Genomic DNA, 20,115 nt, shown 5'->3' with positions numbered 1-20,115 from the left:
ACTGGCCATCGATTACAGCCTCCGCCCAGCATCTTCGTCGGCACGTACCAATCGGCACAGCAACGTGATTGATGATTGCCAACCACGGCATCATTGTTTCCCATTGTTAATGTACCAATTGGAACAACAGTGCGATAATCGCGCCCGCGCCGCACATGATCTGGAGGCGCACACAGTCAATCAACCAAGCTCATCCATCTTGAAGCGACTCCACCCCAAAACGACAGCAGCGAAAACCGCAGCATGCCTGCTGGCTGGTTGCGCCCTGCTCGCACCGCTGACCGCGCAGGCCAAGCCTGCCTCGCTGGACGACAAACTGGCCGCCACGGTCGAGCAGTACGAGCAAAAGCCCAACGAAAAGAAGCTGGCGGCCATCCGCGACCTGCTGGCCAAGGGCGCGCGTGCGCACCGCGCGCAGCCGGCCGAGTACGACGGCCCACAAGGCATGTCCGCCTTGGCGGTAGCCATCTCGAACAACGATGCCGACCTGGTCGACCTCCTGCTCACGCAGAAGAACGATCTGGAGATCCCCGTCTATCGTGATCTGGGCAATCAGCCGTTGGTCTACGCCATCTCGGGCATCGACACCAACGGCAAGGCTTCGCCGCAAAACCTGCGCATCGTCAAAGCGCTGATTGCGGCCGGGGCCAACGTCAACGCGCTGAACACCGACGGTAACAACACGCCGCTGCTGCAGGCATCGGGCCTGCGTCTCAACGCCCCGAGCCTGGAAATCATGCGTCTGTTGCTGAGCGCCGGCGCCAACCCGAACCTGCGCAACCAGAATGGTGAGACCGCACTCATGGGCATGGCCGCAGGCAACCTGGATGCGACAAAGCTGCTGATCGGGGCTGGTATCGACGTGGGTGCGCGCTCCAAATCTGGCGCCACTGCACTGAACTACGTGTGCGATCGCCACGTCGACCTGCACCGCAAGCCCGACCCGCAAGCCGGCGAGCGTATCAAGCTGCTGCTCAAGCCCGGCACTGACCTCAACTCGGCCGCGTGGATGAAGACGTCGGGCGATGCACCGGTACCGCTGGCATCCGCCACGCTGGCCGGCAACGCCGACTGCGTGCGTGCGCTGATCAGGGCCGGCGCCAACCCGGATGCTCGGTACTACTCCGATGCGGTGGCTGCGGCTTCACCGGATCTCAAGAGTGTGACTGTGCGCAAGGACGTGTTGGCGAACCCGAGCTTCCACGATGACGACACGCTGGCCATCTTCCGCAGCGTCAAGCGCTGAGGCGAAAGCAACAAACGCGCGAGCAAGCCCTGGCGGCAGGCAACAAGCCTGCCGCTTCTTTTTCTTTGGCGACGTCCGCACACTGCGCGCCTCAGGACGGATCTCTGTTGGATACAATCCGCGCCAGCAAAAGATGGCCAGGGGCGCACTTACCCGCTGATCCACCTGCGCTACCGGCCGGCAGCATAGATTCACATGGTTACGTGATCGGAAAACCATCGCGGCTTGCCGACCACACAACCGCCCACGCAGCAACGAGCAACGCCAGCAGCACCGGAGCAAACGCGCCAACCCCAAACTGCTCGAGCAGTACGCCGCCGAGCATGCCGCCGCCGGCAATCGCCGCGTTCCAAGTGGTAACCAGCATGGATTGGGCGACATCCGCGGCATCCCTCGCCGTCTTGGCAAGCGCCGTCTGGAACAGCGTTGGAACCCCGCCGTATGCCAACCCCCACGCTGCCACGGCCAAATAAACGCAGGCCGACTCGCGGCTCGCCCAACCCAAGACTGCGGTGGCCGCACCAAACAGCAGCATGCTGGCGAGTGTCAGGTGACGCAGGTGTCGATCGATCAGCACGCCAACGCCGCCGATGCCCGCAAGCGCAGCGATGCCGAACGCCAGCAACACCAGATCGACCTGATCGCCCATCTTTACGGTCGCAAGGAAGGGCGCGATATAGGTGTAGAGGATATTGTGGGCGAGCACGAAGGTCAGCACGGCAAACAGAACTGAGCGCACCCCTGGCACGAACAATGTGCCGCGCAATGACAAGCGCCGCCTGGCGGCAACGCTGGCGAAATCGGGCACCCGCACGCGTACCCATACGATCAGGATCACGGCCAGCAAACTCATGATGCCGAAGCCGGCACGCCACCCGATCACGCTCCCAAGAAGCGTCCCTGCCGGCACCCCCAGCGACAGCGCCAGCGGCGTGCCAAACATGGCGACGGCGATCGCCCGCCCTTGTTGATGCACAGCGACCATGCGCGCAGCATATCCAGCGAGCAGCGCCCACAGCAGACCCGCCGACATGCCAGCCAGAAACCGGGCCAGCAGCGTTAAGGCGTAACTCGTGGAGACTGCCGTCACCGCATTGGCGAGCGCAAACCCTGCAAGGGCGGCCAAGAGCAATGGCCTACGCCGCAGATGTTGTGTCAGCGTGATCAACGGGATGGCCGCCACCAGAGACCCGACCGCGTAGGCCGTGACAAGCTGGCCGACCAGCGCCTCGGAAACCGCCAGCCCCCTGGCCATGGGCGGCAGCAAACCGGCCGGCAACGCTTCGGTCAAAACGGTGATGAACCCCGCCATGGCGAGCGCCAGCAGTGGGGCCACGGGCAAACGGCCCGCAGCACGGGCAGATGCACCACCTTGGTGTTCGGGCTGGAGTTCCAGCTCTTGTACGGTCCGCATCAACGCGTCTCCTGCAAGGCGTCGTAGACAGCATCACGTACGTCGGTCACGAAGCGCCCCGACATGCCCTCATACAAGGTGTTGGTGAAGGCGACGACGCTGAGCTTCTGCGCCGGATCGACAAACCATGCATGTCCATACGCCCCACCCCATCGCCAGGTCCCGTCAGTTTCCGGAGAACAGGCTAGCTGCCGGTCCCGCAGCACAGAAAAACCGAGGCCAAAGCCGAATCCCGGCGCATCGCGCAGTTCAAGCCCTCCAGTCTGGTCTCGGCCCATCTCGCTGACCAGGTCGTCAGGCAGCAGCGCGCCACGGCGCTCGCGCAGGGCCTCGAGAAAGCGCAGGAAGTCGGCCGCAGTGCCCGCCATGCCAGCACCGCCCGAGGGGAACGCACACGCATCGAAGATGCGGGAGGGGCTGTAGCGGATGCCAACCGTGCCCTCAAACACCGGCAAGATTTCACCTTCCTGCAATCGGTGTGGTTGCGGTTGGTCACTCACGTAGGCGGTCGCCACACGCTGCGCGTCGCGTACGAAAAAGCCGGTATCCGTCATGCCTAGTGGTTCGGTCACCAGTTCGTGGATCGCCACGTCCAGTGGTGCGCCGACAATCCGTTCGATCAGCGCCCCCATCACGTCGATCGCGAGCGAGTAATGCCATGCCGTTCCCGGCTCAAAGAGCAGCGGCGCGCTGGCGATGCGCCGCAGGTTTTCTTCCTGGCTGATGCCGGATGCGTCCATGCCGTCGGACACGGCAGCCCGGGCATAGGGGCCATCAGGGTCCGCTTCCAGAAAGCGATAGCCCAACCCTGCAGTGTGGCTGAGCAGTTGCCGCGACGTGATGCGCGCGAGCCGCCCATCGGCCAAACGCGGCTGGAATGCGGGCAGATAGAGGTCAACGCCCTCGTCGAGATCCAGCTGGCCCCGTGCAACCAGCACCAGCGCTGCGGCTGCAACAATCGGCTTGCTGACCGAAGACAGCCTGAAGATCGTGTCAAGCGTCATCGGGCGGCCACTTTCGCGGTCGGCCAAACCAGCGGCCTGCTGATGAATCAGTTGGCCGTCACGCGCGACCAGCACGACGGCGCCGACCAGTCGTTGCGCATCGATGGCCTGTTGAAGAACGCGTTGGACACGTTCGTCCAGGGGCGCGGATACGGTTCCTGCGCGTTGCAGAAGTGTGGAAGCAGACAAGGTGAACTCCTTTCTTGATCAAACTTCCGCCACGATAGAAAGCCCGCGATTCAAGAAAAAGTGGGGTAGATTTCACTTCTATCAGGACATAGATGTCCGCAATCAAGGACGTAGCTTGGACAGCCTCAACAATTTTGTCGTGTTTGTGCAGGTGGCTGAGACACGCAGCTTTGTCGCAGCCGGCCGTCTGCTGGGTGTGTCGGCATCGGCCGTTGGCAAGAGCATGGCAAGACTGGAAGACCGGCTTGGCGTACGCCTCTTTCATCGCAGCACACGCAGCGTGACCTTGACCGCCGAGGGCACGTTATTCCTGGAACGCAGCCGCCGCATCCTGGCCGAGATCGAGGCGGCGGAGTTGGAGTTGCGCCAGGCTACCGATGCGCCTCGCGGCCGCTTGCGCGTCAGCCTGCCGCTGGTCAGCTCCTTGGTGCTGCCGGTACTCAGCGACTTCATGCGCATGTACCCCGATATCGAACTGGACCTCGACTTCACGGATCGGCTGGTCGATGTCATCGAAGAAGGCTTCGATGCGGTGGTCCGAACGGGTGCGCCTGCCGACTCGCGGCTTTCAGCCCGCAGGCTCGGCACGTATCGGGCCATGCTGGTTGCCTCCCCTGCCTATCTGGCAGAGCGCGGCACGCCGAAGGTGCCGGCTGATCTGGCCAACCACAGTTGCCTGCACTATCGCTTCCCGAACAGCGGCAAGCTGGAGCCGTGGCCATTGCGCCGCGCGCCAAGTGAACCTGAATCGATGATCCCGACATCGATGATCGGCAACAACATCGAGGCACGCCTGTGTTTTGCGCTGCAAGGCCTGGGCATTGCCTTCCTGCCGGACTTCTCGATCCGGAAAGCGTTGGCCGATGGCCAGCTATGTCCCGTGCTGGCCGATCACCTGGACTGGGAAGGGACCTTCAACGTGCTGTGGCCGGCCAGCAAGCACCCGTCCCCCAAGGTCCGGGCATTGGTCGACTTTTTATGCGCACGCGTGTTTCCCGCCGACACTGTGGCAAAGCCGCCCCGTCGCGCGACCACCGTGCGCGGTACGCACCAGCAATCGGGCTAGTAGGCATTCCGCTCGGTGCGCCTGCCCCCAGTGACGCAATGCTTCGTCAGCCAAAGATCCCCATGAAGGCATGGCGCAGCAACAGCGCAGCCAGCACAAGCATGGTCGTGCCGATCAGGCCATCGAGCACCTGCCACGCGCGCGGCTTCGCAAACCACGGCGCCAGCCAGCGCGCGCCGAACCCCAGCAACACAAACCAGAACGCACTGGCTGAACTTGCACCCGCGACGAACCAGCCACGCAATGCCGCCGGCTGTTGGGCGCCAATGCTGCCGACCAGCAACACCGTATCCAGGTAGACGTGAGGGTTGAGCAGCGTAAAGGCTGCAGCCTGCGCCAGCGCAGCGCCCCGGCTCAAACCATCACCGCCTTCTGAGGCCCGCAATTGACTAGCGTGTCGCGCACGTTGCAGCGCCCGCCACCCATACACCGCCAGAAAGGCGGCGCCGGCCAATGCCATAGCGTTGGCAAGCCCAGGGCGCTCGCCCAGCGCCTGAGCCATGCCCATGACGCCGGCCGTCAACAGCAACGCGTCTGCCACCGCGCAAAACAGCACCACGCTGCCCACATGCTCACGGCGCAGCCCTTGACGCAATACAAACGCGTTCTGCGCGCCAATGGCGACGATCAACCCCAGGCTCAGGACCAAGCCCTGAAGGGAGACAGATAGCGCCAGCGAATTGGGAGTCAGCAAGGTGTCCATGCATGCAGCTTGCCCGCACCAACCAATGAAGACAAACTATCCTTACTTCACTCAATTCAGTTTTACTTAACTCATGCTGGATTACGCCGCCCTCTCTGCATTGGCCGCCGTCGTTCGGGAAGGCAGCTTTGAACGCGCTGCGCGCGCTCTCCATGTCACGCCATCGGCGATTTCACAGCGCATTCGATTGCTGGAAGAGCGCGTGGGCTGCGCACTGGTGGTGCGCGACCAACCCTGCCGGGCGACTGAGACGGGGCGACAGCTTTGCCAACATGTCGACCGCGTTCGACTGCTCGAACAGGAGTTGCAAGGCGCGCTACCCGTGCTGGCGCCGGAGGGTATTGCGCGGGTGCCGCTGCCCATTGCCGTGAATGCCGACAGCTTGGCCACGTGGCTCGCCCCGCCCATTGCGGCCTTCGGTGCTGAACACCCGGTGCTGATGGAGGTGGCGGTGGACGACCAGGACCACACCACCGAATGGCTGCGCAGTGGCGCCGTGCTGGCCGCCGTGACTGCTACGGCTCGCCCGGCTGCCGGTTGCAATAGCCGGCCGTTGGGCTCCATGCGCTACCTTGCGGCCGCCAGTCCGGCGTTCGTGCAACGCCATTTCGCTGACGGGGTCGGCGCCGGCAGCTTGGCCCGCGCGCCCAGCCTGCTGTTCAACACCAAAGATGAATTGCAGGCGCGCTGGGCACGGCGTCTGTGCCACCGGCATGTCGAACTGCCCCGGCACATGCTGCCCTCGCCTCAGGCCTTTGTGGCGGCCGCAGTTGCTGGCATGGGATGGGGTCTGCATCCGCAGGCGCTGATCGCGTCGCACCTCAAGGCGGGCACACTGGTTGAACTGGTGCCCGACACGCCGCTGGATGTGCCGCTGCACTGGCAGTACGCGCGGGCGGCATCCGCATTACTAGACGGATTGAGCCGCGAAGTTTTGACGGCGGCTCACGCCGCCCTGCTGCCACCTTGAAGTGCCGCAGAGAAACGTTGCGACGCGCGCCTCATAACGAAGTCGTTTCCAAATGTTAATGGCGTGAGCGATGGTCGACTTGCCGGGAAGACAACGGGTGGTGCGAGAACCGCTCGCAGCATACAGTTCATGCCATGAAAAAAGCCCTCTACGCCCCGTCCCTTGTTCTGCTGGCGCTGCTTGGCGCATGTGGTTCGTCCACGCCACCGCAACAGCAGCTTCCCGATCAGGCCAAAACGGACAGCACGGCCAGTGCCGATAGCGGTTGGATAGCACTACGCATCAAGTACATGGATTGCACCCAACGCCGCGCCGATGACGGCGTGCCCGGCAACGCACAGACAAAGGCCGTGGTGTCGTCTGCATTGGACGCATGCGCAGACGATCTGCAAGCCATGCACGATGCCTTCCGCGACCATCTCAGCGCGCAGATGAGTTCGTCCGGTGCCCGCAAAGCGGCTGACCGCGTCACGCAAGAAACCCGTGACAAGGCGCGTGTCTATCTCACAAGCTATGTCGACTACGCCCGTTACCAGGCGAAATCACGCTAAGCCCGCGACACGCCGCCGACGCGACTTACAGCATCTCCAGCGGCCGAGGCCCCTTCGGGGGCGGAAAGAGACGATCCAGCTCGGCCAGTTGTTCTAGTGTCAGTTCGCGCTCCAGTGCCCCGACGTTCTCGCGCAAACGCTCGCGGCGGCTGGTCTTGGGAATGGCGATGATGTCGTCGCGCGCCAGCAACCACGCCAGCGCTACCTGTGCCGGCGTCATGTCGCATTCCTGCGCAAACCGCACCAGCTTCGGGTGACGTGCCAGTTGTGCCTGCTCGATGGGGGAATACGCCATCACGGGCACGCGGCGTTCGCGCAGCCACGGCAGCAGATCCCATTCGATACCGCGCCGGCCCAGGTTGTAGAGCAACTGGTTGACCGCAACCTGATCGCCACCGGGCGCGTCCCAGAGTTCTTCCATATCCGACAGGTCGAGATTGCTCACACCGTAGTGACGAATCTTGCCCTCACGCTGCAACGCCTGCAGACCTTGCACCGTCTCTTCCAGCGGCACGCTGCCGCGCCAGTGCAGCAGGTACAGGTCAATGCGATCGGTACCGAGCCGGCGCAGGCTGCGCTCGCACGCGGCTGCAATACCCCGCCGGCTGGCGTTGTGCGGATAGACCTTGCTGACGAGAAACACCTCGTCGCGCCGCCCGGCAATCGCCTCGCCGATCATCTCTTCGGACAAGCCTTCCCCGTACATTTCTGCCGTGTCGATCAGGCGCAGGCCGAGGTCGAGCCCCAAGCACAGCGTGGCGACTTCCTCGGCGCGTGCGGCGCGGCCCTCGCCCATATTCCACGTTCCCATACCGAGCGCCGGCACGCGCTCGCCGTCGGGCAAGGTGACATGTTTCATGCGTGATGTTCCGGTTGGAGCCGGCGGGTGGTTGCGGCCTGTATTGCCCCACGATACCCACTCGCGCTCGTTAGCACCCTATGAATCTACAAGACAACAGGCACACGGGTAAGGCCCGATCCGTCCGGTCAGAAAATACGCGGCAAATGCCTGCTAACGCGCCGATTGCGCCCGGCGCGTTCGCCCTCCACGACCCACGACCTCACGCAACGCTTGCGCAAACCGAGCGACAACGGGTGTCGCTGCGTCTTCGTCAAAGGTGAATTCCACATCGAAGCGATCGGACACCTCTCGCAGCGGTACGAGCTGCACCGTGGGCGGACACAGGGCGGACAGGCTCTCCGGCACAAACGCACACCCCATGCCCGCCGCCACAAGACCCACCACGGTTGGGATGTCGCTGCCGATCTGGGCCACGCGCGGCGTGAAGCCGGCGCGCTCGCACTGCCGCATCAAGAAGCGATGGTGCGCCGAAGAACGCTCCGGATCGAACCACACGAACGGCTGATCCGCCACGTCGGCCAGCCGCTTCGGCGCCTTGGGGTGAGCAGCTTGCGCTGCGGGCATGGCCAGGACAAAGCGGTCGCTCAACAGCGCAATACCGGACAGATGCGGTGCCTCATCACGACGCCAAGCCATGATGCCGCCGTCGATCTGCTTGCGCGCAATGGCGGTAGCCTGCGCTGCGGAAAGCATCGGCGCCACCGAAACCTTGACCTCTGGACACGCGGCACGAAACGCCTGCAGCACGTTCGTCACGACGGCTGCGCTGAGATAGTTCGGCAGCACACCCAGGTGCAGTTCGCCAAGCTGACCTGCAGCGCAACGCAAGGCACGATCGCGCCCGGTTTGCAGATCCGCCAGCAGTTGCCGGGCGTCACGCAGAAAACTCTCACCGGCGGCGGTCAACTGCACGCCCCTCGCCTTGCGTGCCAGCAGCGGCGTGCCAACGGCGGCTTCCAACTCAAGGATCTGCCGCGACAAGGCGGGCTGGACAATGCCGATGGCCCGCGCGCCCGCCACTACGCTGCCGGCCTGCGCGACCGCAATGAAGTAGCGAAGGTGGCGTAGTTCAATGTTCCGCATATCGATTCGGTAGGCGCTTATCCATACCTATCAAGCATAGCAAATCCGTTTATAAAGCATTTGTATGCATAGCCATGAATGCCTAGGATGACTGCTTCCTTGAATATGCGTTGCTGCACATCACGATCAGACATGACGCTCCACATCCACACGCCTTACGTACAGTCCCAAACCTATTCACGGCAGCTTGGCAAACCGGTGTGGCTGAAGATGGACGCCGCGCAGCCGTCCGGCTCGTTCAAGCTGCGCGGCATCGGTGCCCTGTGCGAGGCGCAGCGTGCGGCGGGTGCGCAACGGTTCGTCTCATCTTCCGGCGGCAATGCGGGGATTGCGGTGGCCTATTGCGGGCGCGAGCTCGGTGTTCCCGTCGCGGTCGTGGTGCCGGAAAGCACACCGCAACGGGCGCGCGACCTGATCCGCCAGGAAGGTGCAGGGCTGATCGTGCATGGCGCCGCGTGGGCAGAAGCGCATGCGTTTGCACAGTCCCTGATCGGCCCGGGGGACGCCTTCGTGCACCCATTCGACGATCCGGTCATCTGGCACGGCCACGCCACACTGGTGGACGAGATGGCGACCTCCGGACACAAGCCCGGCGCGATCCTCCTCGCCGTCGGCGGGGGTGGGCTCTTGTGCGGCGTCATGGAAGGGCTGCAACGCAACGGATGGTCCAACGTGCCAGTCGTTGCCGTGGAAACGGAGGGAGCCGACTGCTTCGCGCGTTCAATCGCACAAGGCAAACCCGTCGAACTCGCCACCATCTCGAGCGTGGCCACCTCGCTGGGTGCCAAGCGGCCGTGCGACGGAGCGCTCGAATGGGCAGCCCGCCGCGAGATCTACAACGTCGTGGTGTCAGATGCGCAGGCCGTGAAGGCTGCGCTCCGGTTTCTTGACGAGCACCGCGTGGTGGTCGAGCCGGCCTGCGGGGCAGCATTGGCGGCGCTGGATTGCGGGCACCCTGCACTCAAGGCAGCCTCCAGCATTGCCGTGGTCGTGTGCGGCGGGGCCACGGTCACCGCTCAGCAGTTACACGACCTGGCAACGCGATTCGATTGACTACCCCATCGGGTTCACGCCAATCCAGCGTGCGTGAAGATAAAACGCAAACGCGCCCCAAGCGACAACGCCTATCACAACGGGAATCACATCGCGTGAAAGCACCCCGCCGGGATAGACCACGCCTTCCACGCGATCCCGCTGACGCGCGGCCGCGAAATCGACCAGCGCCCAGACCAGGAAAGCGCCAAACAACACGACCGCATGCAACGTGCCATTTGCCAGCAAATGCGCCAGCGCCCACAGCACCACGCTAAGCGCCTGCGGATGCCGGACCCACGCCTTGAAGTGATTACCCGGAACGTACGCCGCCGCAAAGAGGATGAACGCCGCCAGTGTCAGCAAGCCCGCAAGATGGGGCGCCCACGCCGGCCGAGTCCACAGCACGAGCGGTTCGTGCCGCGCGATACCGTATCCCCAGATAACCAGCGCCAGCCCGACGATGGAGGCGACGGAGTACGCACCTTTCCAGCCCTTCTCGCCCATCTGGGCGATCCAGGCCTTGCGCCATCCCTCCGCAACAATGCGAACGGAATGCACGCCCAGGAAGATCAGCAGACCCAATATCAGGACGGACATGGCGGGCTCCTTTAGCCAGACCCACGCTCGTTGTCGAGCTCAAGGCGGTGGCGGCAACACGCGCAGCGTGATCGACGGCTGTTTGTCAAAAGAACAAACGCCCCTCGGGCCTGACCCCGAAGGGCGTTTTGCCGCCGCTTACAACGCGTTGAGCGGAATCTTCAGATACTGCACGCCATTGTGTTCAGCCGGCGGCAGCGCGCCCGCGCGGATGTTGACCTGGATGGACGGCAGCATCAGCGTGGGCATGCCCAGCGTGGCGTCGCGCTTGGTGCGCATCTGCACGAAATCATCCTGCGTCACGCCATCACGCACGTGGATGTTGGCGCGGCGCTGTTCAGCCACGGTGGTGTGGCAAGTGGCCTCACGCCCTGCAGGCGGATAGTCATGGCACATGTAGAGCCGCGTGTCGGCCGGCAAGTCGAGCAGACGGCGAATCGACTGGTACAGCGTACCCGCATCACCGCCGGGGAAATCACAGCGCGCCGTGCCCACGTCGGGCATGAACAGCGTGTCACCAACGAACACGGCATCTCCCACCTGATAGGCCATGTCCGCCGGCGTGTGGCCCGGCACGGCCAACGCCCTCGCTTCCAGGTCACCAATGTGGAAGACCTCGTCCGGCGTGAACAGGTGGTCAAACTGCGAGCCGTCGAGCTGAAATGACGGCTCCAGGTTGAAGATCGGCTTGAACACGCCCTGCACCACGCGAATACGCTCGCCGATGGCGATGCGTCCGCCAAAGCGGCCACGCAGGTACGGCGCAGCCGACAGGTGATCGGCATGGGCGTGCGTTTCCAGCAGCCATTCGACGCGCAACCCGTGCGCCTCGATGAAGGCCGCCACACGGTCGGCCGACAGGGTGCGCGTACGGCCGGATTTCGGGTCGTAATCAAGTACCGAGTCGATCACAGCGCACGGCGTACCCGGCCCCGCATGGACCACGTAGGTCACGGTGCAGGTGTCGGTATCGAAAAATGGTTCGATCTGGGCGTGCATGTTGGGGCTTCCGCAAACAATCTATATTTTTATAGAATATCGCCAGATATTCTGTCTGCCAATAGCGCCGCACCGAGCGACCGGCAGAACAACACGCACCGCGCCCCGATGACTGACCCGACGACCGATCCGACCGACATTGTGCCGCTCCCCGAAGCGGCCATCTCCATGCTGCGCGACTCTGCTTCCCAGGCATGCGCGGTACTCAAAGCCATGGCGCATGAAGACCGCCTGCTGTTGCTCTGCCAGCTCACACAGGGCGAGCGCAATGTCGGCGAGCTGGAAGCGCTGGTCGGTCTGCACCAGCCCAGCCTGTCGCAGCAATTGGGCGTGCTGCGCGATGAAGGCCTCGTCAGCACACGCCGCGAGGGCAAGTACATCTACTACCGGCTGGCCAGCTTCGAGGTCATCCAGATCATGCAGACGCTGTCTGCGCTGTACTGCGGCAAAGTCCTGAGAAGCGTCCGATAAGTCGCCCTGCATGGCACCGGCTTGTGATGCGCCAACGCCGTGCCAATCATCGAAGCACCAGCCGGTTTGCCCGGCAGCCCCAACTGACATTGCATGCATTCCGAATCCCCCTCCTTGCCCGCGTCCTTGCCTGCCGTCGACTGTGACGTGCTCATTCTTGGCGGCGGTGCTGCCGGTATCGGCGTGGCGGCCAGCCTGCGCCGACGCCGCCCGCAACTCGGCATCACCATCGTCGAGCCGTCTGACGTGCACTACTACCAGCCAGCGTGGACGCTTGTGGGTGGCGGCGTGTTCGATGCCAAGGCCACGGCGCGACAAACCGATTCGCTGCTTCCGGCCGGCGTGCGGCGCATTCGCGCAGCCGCTACGCGTGTGGATGCCGATGTGCACCGCGTGCAGCTCGACAACGGCCAGACGCTTGCCTATCGCCAACTGATCGTCTGCCCGGGGCTGCGTCTCGCGTGGGAGCGCATTGAAGGCTTGGAAGCGGCACTTGGCCAGAACGGCGTTACGTCCAACTATAGGTTTGATTTGGCGCCATACACGTGGTCCTTGGTGCGCAGCCTGCGCTCTGGCGGCGCGCTGTTCACGCAGCCGGCCATGCCGATCAAATGCGCTGGCGCACCGCAAAAGGCGATGTACCTTGCGTGCGACCACTGGCAACGCACACGTGTGCTCGACCGCGTCAACGTGGAGTTCAACCTTGCCGGGCCAGCGCTGTTCGGCGTCGAGGCCTTCGTACCGCCGCTCATGCGCTATGTGGAGCGCTATCGCGCCAAGCTGGCATTCGGCTCCACGCTGGTGGCCGTCGATGGCCCCGCACGCATGGCCTGGTTCGAGCACAAGAATGCCGCCGGCGAAGTCGTGCGCACTGCCAAGCCGTTCGACATGCTGCACGTGGTGCCGCCGCAGGTGCCGCCCGCCTTCATCGCCGAAAGCAGCCTGGGCGATGCTGCCGGCTGGTGTGAGGTCGATCCGGCCACGCTGCAGCATGTGCGGCACGTCGACGTGTTCTCGCTCGGCGATGCCAGTTCCACACCCAACGCCAAAACAGCCGCTGCGGTGCGCAAACAGATCGTCGTGGTCGCCGAGAACCTGCTCGCGCATCGCGAAGGCCTGCCTCTGCCCACGCGCTACGACGGCTACGGCGCCTGCCCGCTTACCGTGGAGCGCGGCAAGGTCGTGCTGGCCGAGTTCGGCTACGGCGGCAAGCTGCTCCCGACCTTTCCGCTGGCACCCACCGTGGCACGCAAGTCCGCCTGGTGGCTCAAGAAGACGCTGCTGCCCTGGCTGTACTGGAACGCGCTGCTCAAGGGACGCGAATGGCTGGCGCGGCCAACCGCAGCTTCGGGGCGCTAAACCATGTCGCCAGTGGAAATCGGCTGGATCGTCAGTGCGGGACTGGGTTCGGTGGTGGGGCTCATCCTGGCGCTCACGGGTGCGGGTGGCGCCATCGTCGCGGTGCCGCTGCTGATCTTTGGGCTGCACCTGTCGGTGTCTGAGGCGGCGCCGATCGCACTGCTGGCGGTGGGCTTGTCAGCGGGGCTGGGCGCCATGCTCGGCCTGCGTGAAGGCAAGGTCCGCTACAAGGCCGCAGGGCTGATGGCGGTGTGCGGCGTGGTGGTATCGCCATTCGGCATCTGGGTTGCGCACCGTGTGCCGAATACACCGTTGACGCTGCTGTTTGCCGTCGTGCTCGCCTATGTGGCGGTGCGCATGTTCCGCCAGGCCCGCGCAGAAGCGCCTGCGGCAGACGCTCCACGACATGCAGCGCCACCCTGCCACCTCGACACCACAACGGCCAAACTGGTCTGGACGCTGCCGTGCGCGCGCGCGCTGGCCGCATCGGGCATGGGCGCCGGGTTCCTGTCTGGGTTGCTGGGCGTGGGCGGCGGTTTCGTCATCGTGCCGGCCTTGCGCCGCGCGACTGACCTGCCAATGCAGACGATCGTTGCCACATCGCTGGCGGTCATTGCGCTGGTCTCCACCGGCGGCGTGGTGGCATCGGCCATTGGCGGGCATGTCGACTGGCATATCGCGCTGCCGTTTGCCGCCGGCGCACTGACCGGCATGCTGGCCGGACGCCGCTTTGCGAAGCATCTGGCCGGCCCGGCACTGCAGCAGGGGTTCGCTGCATTTGCCGGCGTGGTCGCCCTCGGAATGATCGTTCGCACAATGATTTGACCAATCTGTTGCGAAAGCGGTACAATCGACGATTCCGGAGCGTAGCGCAGCCTGGTAGCGCAACTGGTTTGGGACCAGTGGGTCGGGAGTTCGAATCTCTCCGCTCCGACCAAAATTTGGCAGTCAACAAAAACAGCTTACGTTCATCGCGTAAGCCGTTTTTGTTTGGGCGGCAGATGGTGTCATACGGCAGTGCTATAAACACGGTATCCGTACCATCTCGCACCACCCGTAGAACCGCTCCATGAATCTCATCCTGTGGCGCCACGCCGAAGCCGAAGACGTGGCCGCATCCTTGCGCATCCAGCGCAGCACCGATCTCCAACGTGAACTGACCAAGCGCGGCGAAAAGCAGGCCGAGAAAATGGCCGCCTGGCTGCGCCCTCGCCTGCCGGAAGACACGCGCGTGCTGGTCAGTCCCGCCGTGCGCACGCAGCAGACTGCACGCGCCCTCACCGAGCATTTCCAGACGTTGCCCGACATTGCGCCGGGCGCGGATGTCAGCGCCATCCTCGCGGCCATCGACTGGCCCTCGAGCACGAACCTGCTGCTGGTCGGCCACCAGCCGTGGCTCGGCCGCCTGGCCAGCCTGCTGATTGCGGGCGTCGAAATGGACTGGAGCGTGAAGAAAGCCGCCGTGTGGTGGCTGTGCCGCCGCATGCGCGAAGACGAGGCGCAGACCGTGCTGCGCGCGGTGGCCAACCCGGATCTTGTGTGACACGTCATCATTGTCATAGTTACGCCACGCAAAATTCACGCAACGGTCACGATTGACTCGCTTTTGTCGCTGATCTGTCATGCGGCGTCTCTAGAATCGCCCCCGAAAGCAACCCTCAGCCACCCTAGGGGATCCGAATGCGAGACCTGCCGACGCCCACCCAGCCGTTGATCGATGCACTGCCGAGCCTGAATCTAGGCAACGCACGGAGGGGCCTTCCTCGCTCACCCGACGCTGTTCCGGCGCGTGACAAGCCTGTTCTGGCCGTTTCGTGGGCGCGCCACCAGGATGAAGTGACCGAGGCGCAACGCCTGCGCTACAAGGTCTTTGCCGAGGAAATGGGCGCCCGCCTGCCCTCGGCCCACGCAGAACTCGACGTCGACATGTTCGACGCCGTGTGCGATCACCTGATCGTGCGCGACCAGAAAACGCTGCGCGTGGTCGGCACTTACCGCGTGCTGCGCCCGGACGCGGCCAAGCAGATCGGCTGCCTGTATTCCGAATCCGAATTCGACCTCGTGCGCCTGACGCACCTGCGCCCGAAGATGGTCGAACTGGGCCGCTCGTGCGTGCACCGCGACTACCGTTCGGGCAGCGTCATCATGGCGCTGTGGGCGGGCCTGGGTGAATACATGCAGCGCTACGGCTTTGAATCGATGCTGGGCTGCGCCAGCGTGTCGATGGGTGACGGCGGTCACTTTGCCGCAAGCCTGTATCGCAGTTTCGTCGACGACGGTTCGTTGGCGCCGATCGAGTACCACGCCTTCCCGCGCGTACCGCTGCCGGTGGATGAGCTGAACCAGAACCTGGAAGTCGACCCGCCCGCGCTGGTCAAGGGCTACCTGCGCCTGGGCGCCCGCATCTGCGGCGCACCGGCCTGGGACCCTGACTTCAACGTTGCCGACTTCCTCACGCTGCTGCGCCTGTCGGACATCAACCCGCGCTACGCACGCCACTTCCTGCGCGGCTGATCACTCACCGCTGCAAAGCAAAACGGCCCGGTTCGAAAGACCGGGCCGTTTTGTTTGGATCGGCACCACAAGGTGCCGAATTACCGAAGGGCTATACGTAAGTCACCTTGTAGCGACGGCCGATGCGCTGCCATTCATCGGCTTCCTGCGTGAGGCTGTACTCGACCAGCGGATTCTGCTCGATCCACCCCTTCGGTAGCTCCACCTCAAAGCCGCCTTCGTTGAGTTCGCCCTCGCTCTGGCGCACCTTCAGACCCGGCAACTGGATCGCACCGCGCCGGCGGCACAGCACAAAGGCCAGACGCAGACTGAACAGCATCCGCCAATCCAAGAACTTGCCGCCGCCCGACAGCTTGCCGAGCTTGCCCGCATGCCCCAGCAGCAGCGTCGCCAGACGTGCCTGGTCGGTCTTGGAGAAGCCCGGCATATCAGCATGGCTGGCAATGTAGGCCGAGTGCTTGTGATAACCACTGTGCGAGATGCTCATGCCGATCTCGTGCAGGTTTGCGGCCCAGCCGAGCAGTGCAAGATTGTCTTCACGGCGCTCATCGGGCGGATCGGGAAACTGCGACAGCAACGCCGTCGCCGCATCGCGCACGCGATGGGCCTGCGAGCGATCGACGTTATAGCGACGCATGAACTGCTCGATCGTCACCGTGCGCATGTCTTCGTGGTGGCTGCGGCCAAGCAGGTCGTACAGCACACCCAGGCGCAGCGCGCCGTCGGTCACGTCCATGCGGTCGATATCGAGTTCGGCAAATACGCCGAGCATGATCGACAGGCCGCCCGGCAGCACCGGAATGCGGTCCGACTTCAGGCCGCTCAACTTCAGCCGGTTGGTATTCTCCGACTTGATCACCGCACGCTTGAGGCGCTCCAGCCCTTCGCGGGTGATACCGTGGGCGCTCCCCTTCTCGCTCTTGTCATTAAAGCCGTTGAGCTCGATCAGCTCGGCCAGCGCGCGCGCCGTGCCCGACGAGCCCACTGCCTGGTTCCAGCCGGCCGTGCGGTACTGCTGCACGAGAATCTGGATTTCGCGACGCGCGGCCAGCTCGGCCTGCTTCATCGCGTACTCATCCACGTTGCCGTTCGGGAAGAAATGGCGACTGTGCGAGACGCAGCCGATGTAGAGCGATTCCATCAGCTTGGGCTTGTAGCCATTGCCGATGATGAACTCGGTGGAGCCGCCGCCGATGTCGACCACCAGCCGGTTGCCCTGACACGCCGGCGCATCGTGCGATGCACCGAGATAGATCAAGCGCGCCTCTTCACGGCCGGCAATCACTTCAATGGGGAAGCCGAGCGCAGCTTCCGCCTCGATCAAGAACTCCTGCGCGTTCTTGGCCACGCGCAGCGTGTTGGTGGCCACTGCACGCACGTGGTCAGGCGAGAAGTCGCGCAGGCGGTCGCCAAAGCGGCGCAGTGCGTCAACGCCACGACGGCGTGCGGGTTGATCCAGGTATTTATCTTGCGTAAGCCCGGCGGCCAAACGCACCGGCTCGCGCAGCGCATCGACCTGGAAGATCTGGCTGCTGCTGGTGCCATTGGCAGTCACGGTTTCGTCGACGCGGCCGATCATCAGCCGAAAGCTGTTGGAGCCCATGTCGACAGCGGCCAGCAGACGGGGTGTGGGACTCATGAATGGAAAACGGGTTGAAACGCGATGGGCGTTTTTAGGGATTGTGATTCGAAGCGCTGCGCCACAAAATATGTCTCTATTGTGTCGTCAACGTGACAATTCAAATGTGTCACAAATTTGACACCAGAATATGGAAAAGTGGCCGGATAGTCATTCGCTGGAACAGAACATGTCGACATTGCCCGCGGGCGATCTGCTCAATCGCGAACTGGGCATTCTTGAATTCAACGCCCGTGTGCTGGCCCAGGCGGCCGACCCTGGCGTGCCGCTCATGGAGCGGCTGAAGTTCATCTGCATCGTGTCGAGCAATCTGGATGAGTTCTTTGAGATCCGTATTGCCGGGCTGAAGGAACAGATGCGCGACAACCCGTCGTCCCTCACCCCCGATGGCCTGTCGGTACAGCAGGCGTTTGGCGTGGTGACGGAGCGGGTGCGGCAACTGGTCACGCAGCAGTATGCCATGCTGCAAGACGAGATCCTGCCCCTTCTGGAGAAGGAAGGCGTCTTCTTCCACATGACGACCAACTGGAATGAAGCCCAGCGCGCCTGGTGCCGCAGCTTCTTCCAGCACGAGTTGGTGCCCGTCCTGACGCCGATGGCATTGGACCCGGCGCACCCCTTCCCGCGCGTGCTCAACAAGAGCCTGAACTTCATCATCGAGCTCTCTGGCAAGGACGCCTTCGGCCGTGAAGCCGAGCTCGCCATCGTGCAGGCGCCCCGCGCCCTGCCCCGCCTGGTGCAGATGCCGCCGGAGCTGTCGGGCTATCCGTATGGGTTCGTGCTGCTGTCGTCGTTCATGCAGGGCTTTGTGCACGAGCTGTTCCCGCAGATCGACGTGCATGGCTGCTACCAGTTTCGCGTCACGCGCAATTCCGACCTATTCGTGTCGGAAGATGAAATTACCGACCTGCGCGAGGCGCTGCAGGGCGAACTGTCCACGCGCCACTTTGGCGATGCGGTGCGCCTGGAAATCGCGCATGACACGTCGCCTGCGCTGGTGCGCCGCCTCTTGCAGGAATTCGGCCTGACCGAAGCCGACTGCTACCGCGTCAAGGGCCCGGTGAACCTGGTGCGCCTGCTGCAAGTGCCTGACATGGTCGACAAGCCGGCACTCAAGTACCCGCCGCACGTGCCGGCGACGGTCAAGCAGGTTGCCAACAGCTCCAACATCTTCGACGCCATCCGCCAGGGCGACATCCTGCTGCACCACCCGTACGAGAGCTTCACGCCCGTGCTGGAGCTGCTGCAGCAGGCTGCGCGCGACCCCGACGTGGTGGCCATCAAGCAGACCGTCTATCGCACCGGCAATGAATCGCCGGTCATGGAGGCGCTTATCAAAGCCGCGCGCAACGGCAAGGAAGTGACCGTCGTGGTCGAGCTGCTGGCGCGCTTTGATGAAGAAACGAACATCAACTGGGCCGATCAGCTTGAATCTGCCGGCGCGCACGTCGTGTACGGCGTGGTGGGCCACAAGTGCCACGCCAAGATGCTGCTCGTGGTGCGTCGTGAAGTCTCCGGCAAGGGCAAGACCGTCAAGCTGCACCGCTACGTGCACCTGGGCACCGGCAACTACCACCCCAAGACCGCCCGCCTCTATACGGACTTCGGCCTGATGACGGCCAACGAGCAGATCTGCGAAGACGTGCATCACACCTTCCAGTTGCTCACCGGCACCGGTGCGCAGGTCAAGCTGCATCATCTGTGGCACTCGCCGTTCACGATGCATGAGAACCTGGTCGAGCACATCCGTGCCGAAGCGCGCGCCGCACGCGCAGGCAAACGTGCACGCATCATCGGCAAGATGAACGCGCTGCTGGAACCGACCATCATCGACGAGTTGTACAAGGCCTCGCGTGCTGGCGTGAAGATCGACCTGATCGTGCGCGGCGTGTGCGCACTCAAGCCGGGCGTGCCAGGGCTGAGCGAAAACATCAGCGTGCGCTCGATCGTCGGGCGCTTCCTGGAGCATCACCGCGTCTATTACTTCCATGCTGCCGGCGAGGAAATCGTCTACCTCTCCAGCGCGGACTGGATGGACCGCAACCTGTTCCGCCGTGTGGAAGTGGCCTTCCCGGTGCTTGATCGCAAGCTCAAGGCGCGCGTTATCAAGGAAAGCCTGCAGGTGCATCTGCGCGACAACGCATCGGCTTGGGTCATGCAAGCAGACGGCACCTACATTCAACGCCAGACGCGTGGCAAGCACGTGCGCATCAGCCAGCTTGAGTTGCTGAACCACTTCTCGCCGCAGGCGGCGGCTGCGGCAGAAACGGCTGCAGCCGTGGCTGCGGCGACGGCTGCTGAGGCGACTGTCAGGGCTCCGCTGGAGATTTCGGCAGGCTGATTGGCGGCACCGCTAAGCAAAAAAAACGCACGCTCTGCAGCGTGCGTTCTTCATTGGGTGATCGGTTTGGCG

At 63.8% G+C, this 20,115-nt stretch carries 19 protein-coding genes and 1 tRNA gene; 12 read left to right on the top strand and 8 right to left on the bottom strand.

The features are described 5' to 3' along the window. Positions 1 to 199 precede the first annotated feature (199 nt). Positions 200 to 1,246, top strand: coding sequence for an ankyrin repeat domain-containing protein (locus F7R11_RS08955; RefSeq protein ID WP_064802708.1), 1,047 nt, complete (start codon positions 200 to 202; stop codon positions 1,244 to 1,246). Positions 1,247 to 1,445: 199 nt separating this feature from the next. Here F7R11_RS08955 and F7R11_RS08950 read toward each other — a convergent pair whose 3' ends face one another. Together F7R11_RS08950 and F7R11_RS08945 are read right to left on the bottom strand one after the other, a co-directional pair. Next, positions 1,446 to 2,558: an MFS transporter gene (locus F7R11_RS08950; protein WP_231973218.1), complete on the bottom strand. Its 1,113-nt coding sequence runs from the start codon at positions 2,556 to 2,558 to the stop codon at positions 1,446 to 1,448. A gap of 101 nt (positions 2,559 to 2,659) precedes the next feature. Further along, entirely contained in the window at positions 2,660 to 3,853 is a 1,194-nt protein-coding gene (locus F7R11_RS08945) for a serine hydrolase domain-containing protein (RefSeq protein ID WP_064802703.1), read from the bottom strand. 115 nt (positions 3,854 to 3,968) lie between these two features. Here F7R11_RS08945 and F7R11_RS08940 point away from each other — a divergent pair, with 115 nt between their 5' ends. Further along, complete coding sequence (locus F7R11_RS08940) at positions 3,969 to 4,919, top strand: LysR family transcriptional regulator (RefSeq protein ID WP_064802701.1); 951 nt, start codon at positions 3,969 to 3,971, stop codon at positions 4,917 to 4,919. Between the two features lie 46 nt (positions 4,920 to 4,965). Here the strand turns inward: F7R11_RS08940 and F7R11_RS08935 are convergent, their stop codons facing one another. Beyond that, positions 4,966 to 5,622, bottom strand: a complete 657-nt coding sequence (locus tag F7R11_RS08935) for a LysE/ArgO family amino acid transporter (RefSeq protein ID WP_104577552.1) — start codon at positions 5,620 to 5,622, stop codon at positions 4,966 to 4,968. A 73-nt stretch (positions 5,623 to 5,695) separates the two neighbouring features. Here F7R11_RS08935 and F7R11_RS08930 point away from each other — a divergent pair, with 73 nt between their 5' ends. Together F7R11_RS08930 and F7R11_RS08925 are read left to right on the top strand one after the other, a co-directional pair. Next, positions 5,696 to 6,592 (top strand): LysR family transcriptional regulator ArgP, encoded by an 897-nt coding sequence (locus F7R11_RS08930; protein ID WP_064802699.1) that lies wholly within the window; start codon positions 5,696 to 5,698, stop codon positions 6,590 to 6,592. 134 nt (positions 6,593 to 6,726) lie between these two features. After that, positions 6,727 to 7,143 carry a hypothetical protein gene (locus tag F7R11_RS08925; protein ID WP_064802690.1) on the top strand — a complete coding sequence of 139 codons (417 nt, stop codon included), beginning with the start codon at positions 6,727 to 6,729 and terminating at the stop codon, positions 7,141 to 7,143. A gap of 25 nt (positions 7,144 to 7,168) precedes the next feature. On the opposite strand, the gene F7R11_RS08920 is transcribed toward F7R11_RS08925, so the two are convergent. Beyond that, entirely contained in the window at positions 7,169 to 8,002 is an 834-nt protein-coding gene (locus tag F7R11_RS08920) for an aldo/keto reductase (RefSeq protein WP_064802688.1), read from the bottom strand. 153 nt (positions 8,003 to 8,155) lie between these two features. Further along, a complete protein-coding gene (locus F7R11_RS08915; RefSeq protein ID WP_064802686.1) occupies positions 8,156 to 9,088 on the bottom strand; it encodes a LysR family transcriptional regulator in 933 nt (310 codons plus the stop codon). A gap of 132 nt (positions 9,089 to 9,220) precedes the next feature. Between F7R11_RS08915 and F7R11_RS08910 the strand changes: the two genes are divergently transcribed. Next, a complete protein-coding gene (locus tag F7R11_RS08910; protein ID WP_064802684.1) occupies positions 9,221 to 10,141 on the top strand; it encodes a pyridoxal-phosphate dependent enzyme in 921 nt (306 codons plus the stop codon). On the opposite strand, the gene F7R11_RS08905 is transcribed toward F7R11_RS08910, so the two are convergent. Beyond that, positions 10,142 to 10,720 (bottom strand): NnrU family protein, encoded by a 579-nt coding sequence (locus F7R11_RS08905; protein ID WP_064802682.1) that lies wholly within the window; start codon positions 10,718 to 10,720, stop codon positions 10,142 to 10,144. A gap of 138 nt (positions 10,721 to 10,858) precedes the next feature. Then, positions 10,859 to 11,719 (bottom strand): MBL fold metallo-hydrolase, encoded by an 861-nt coding sequence (locus F7R11_RS08900; protein ID WP_064802680.1) that lies wholly within the window; start codon positions 11,717 to 11,719, stop codon positions 10,859 to 10,861. 108 nt (positions 11,720 to 11,827) lie between these two features. Here F7R11_RS08900 and F7R11_RS08895 point away from each other — a divergent pair, with 108 nt between their 5' ends. From F7R11_RS08895 to F7R11_RS08870, 6 genes are all read left to right on the top strand, one after another. Beyond that, positions 11,828 to 12,190, top strand: coding sequence for an ArsR/SmtB family transcription factor (locus F7R11_RS08895; RefSeq protein ID WP_064802678.1), 363 nt, complete (start codon positions 11,828 to 11,830; stop codon positions 12,188 to 12,190). Between the two features lie 93 nt (positions 12,191 to 12,283). Further along, the gene (locus F7R11_RS08890) at positions 12,284 to 13,549 is read left to right on the top strand and encodes an NAD(P)/FAD-dependent oxidoreductase (protein WP_064802676.1); all 1,266 of its coding nucleotides are present in this window, start codon (positions 12,284 to 12,286) and stop codon (positions 13,547 to 13,549) included. 3 nt (positions 13,550 to 13,552) lie between these two features. Next, on the top strand, positions 13,553 to 14,374 hold the full coding sequence (locus F7R11_RS08885) for a sulfite exporter TauE/SafE family protein (RefSeq protein ID WP_064802674.1): 822 nt from the start codon (positions 13,553 to 13,555) through the stop codon (positions 14,372 to 14,374). A 35-nt stretch (positions 14,375 to 14,409) separates the two neighbouring features. Further along, positions 14,410 to 14,486 (top strand) — tRNA-Pro (locus F7R11_RS08880). Positions 14,487 to 14,618: 132 nt separating this feature from the next. Continuing rightward, positions 14,619 to 15,092, top strand: coding sequence for a phosphohistidine phosphatase SixA (gene sixA / locus F7R11_RS08875; RefSeq protein ID WP_021194802.1), 474 nt, complete (start codon positions 14,619 to 14,621; stop codon positions 15,090 to 15,092). 137 nt (positions 15,093 to 15,229) lie between these two features. Continuing rightward, complete coding sequence (locus tag F7R11_RS08870; RefSeq protein ID WP_021194803.1) at positions 15,230 to 16,063, top strand: GNAT family N-acetyltransferase; 834 nt, start codon at positions 15,230 to 15,232, stop codon at positions 16,061 to 16,063. 91 nt (positions 16,064 to 16,154) lie between these two features. Here F7R11_RS08870 and ppx read toward each other — a convergent pair whose 3' ends face one another. Beyond that, the gene (gene ppx / locus F7R11_RS08865) at positions 16,155 to 17,702 is read right to left on the bottom strand and encodes an exopolyphosphatase (RefSeq protein ID WP_031329339.1); all 1,548 of its coding nucleotides are present in this window, start codon (positions 17,700 to 17,702) and stop codon (positions 16,155 to 16,157) included. 169 nt (positions 17,703 to 17,871) lie between these two features. Here ppx and ppk1 point away from each other — a divergent pair, with 169 nt between their 5' ends. After that, positions 17,872 to 20,043, top strand: coding sequence for a polyphosphate kinase 1 (ppk1, locus tag F7R11_RS08860; protein WP_064802672.1), 2,172 nt, complete (start codon positions 17,872 to 17,874; stop codon positions 20,041 to 20,043). The last annotated feature ends 72 nt before the right edge of the window (positions 20,044 to 20,115 follow it).

It is taken from the genome of Ralstonia insidiosa (assembly GCF_008801405.1).
Classification (GTDB): Bacteria; Pseudomonadota; Gammaproteobacteria; order Burkholderiales; family Burkholderiaceae; genus Ralstonia; species Ralstonia insidiosa.
The sequence above is the reverse complement of the archived record's forward strand: the minus strand, read 5'-3'. Positions and strand labels throughout refer to the sequence as shown.

Excerpts from the sequence above, each read along its gene's own strand:
- F7R11_RS08950 (WP_231973218.1), bottom strand. The coding sequence starts at position 2,558 with ATGGCGGGGTTCATCACCGTTTTGACCGAAGCGTTGCCGGCCGGTTTG.
- F7R11_RS08935 (WP_104577552.1), bottom strand. The coding sequence starts at position 5,622 with ATGGACACCTTGCTGACTCCCAATTCGCTGGCGCTATCTGTCTCCCTT.
- F7R11_RS08930 (WP_064802699.1), top strand. The coding sequence starts at position 5,696 with ATGCTGGATTACGCCGCCCTCTCTGCATTGGCCGCCGTCGTTCGGGAA.
- F7R11_RS08925 (WP_064802690.1), top strand. The coding sequence starts at position 6,727 with ATGAAAAAAGCCCTCTACGCCCCGTCCCTTGTTCTGCTGGCGCTGCTT.
- F7R11_RS08920 (WP_064802688.1), bottom strand. The coding sequence starts at position 8,002 with ATGAAACATGTCACCTTGCCCGACGGCGAGCGCGTGCCGGCGCTCGGT.
- F7R11_RS08915 (WP_064802686.1), bottom strand. The coding sequence starts at position 9,088 with ATGCGGAACATTGAACTACGCCACCTTCGCTACTTCATTGCGGTCGCG.
- F7R11_RS08910 (WP_064802684.1), top strand. The coding sequence starts at position 9,221 with ATGACGCTCCACATCCACACGCCTTACGTACAGTCCCAAACCTATTCA.
- F7R11_RS08905 (WP_064802682.1), bottom strand. The coding sequence starts at position 10,720 with ATGTCCGTCCTGATATTGGGTCTGCTGATCTTCCTGGGCGTGCATTCC.
- F7R11_RS08900 (WP_064802680.1), bottom strand. The coding sequence starts at position 11,719 with ATGCACGCCCAGATCGAACCATTTTTCGATACCGACACCTGCACCGTG.
- F7R11_RS08895 (WP_064802678.1), top strand. The coding sequence starts at position 11,828 with ATGACTGACCCGACGACCGATCCGACCGACATTGTGCCGCTCCCCGAA.
- F7R11_RS08890 (WP_064802676.1), top strand. The coding sequence starts at position 12,284 with ATGCATTCCGAATCCCCCTCCTTGCCCGCGTCCTTGCCTGCCGTCGAC.
- F7R11_RS08885 (WP_064802674.1), top strand. The coding sequence starts at position 13,553 with ATGTCGCCAGTGGAAATCGGCTGGATCGTCAGTGCGGGACTGGGTTCG.
- sixA (WP_021194802.1), top strand. The coding sequence starts at position 14,619 with ATGAATCTCATCCTGTGGCGCCACGCCGAAGCCGAAGACGTGGCCGCA.
- F7R11_RS08870 (WP_021194803.1), top strand. The coding sequence starts at position 15,230 with ATGCGAGACCTGCCGACGCCCACCCAGCCGTTGATCGATGCACTGCCG.
- ppx (WP_031329339.1), bottom strand. The coding sequence starts at position 17,702 with ATGAGTCCCACACCCCGTCTGCTGGCCGCTGTCGACATGGGCTCCAAC.
- ppk1 (WP_064802672.1), top strand. The coding sequence starts at position 17,872 with ATGTCGACATTGCCCGCGGGCGATCTGCTCAATCGCGAACTGGGCATT.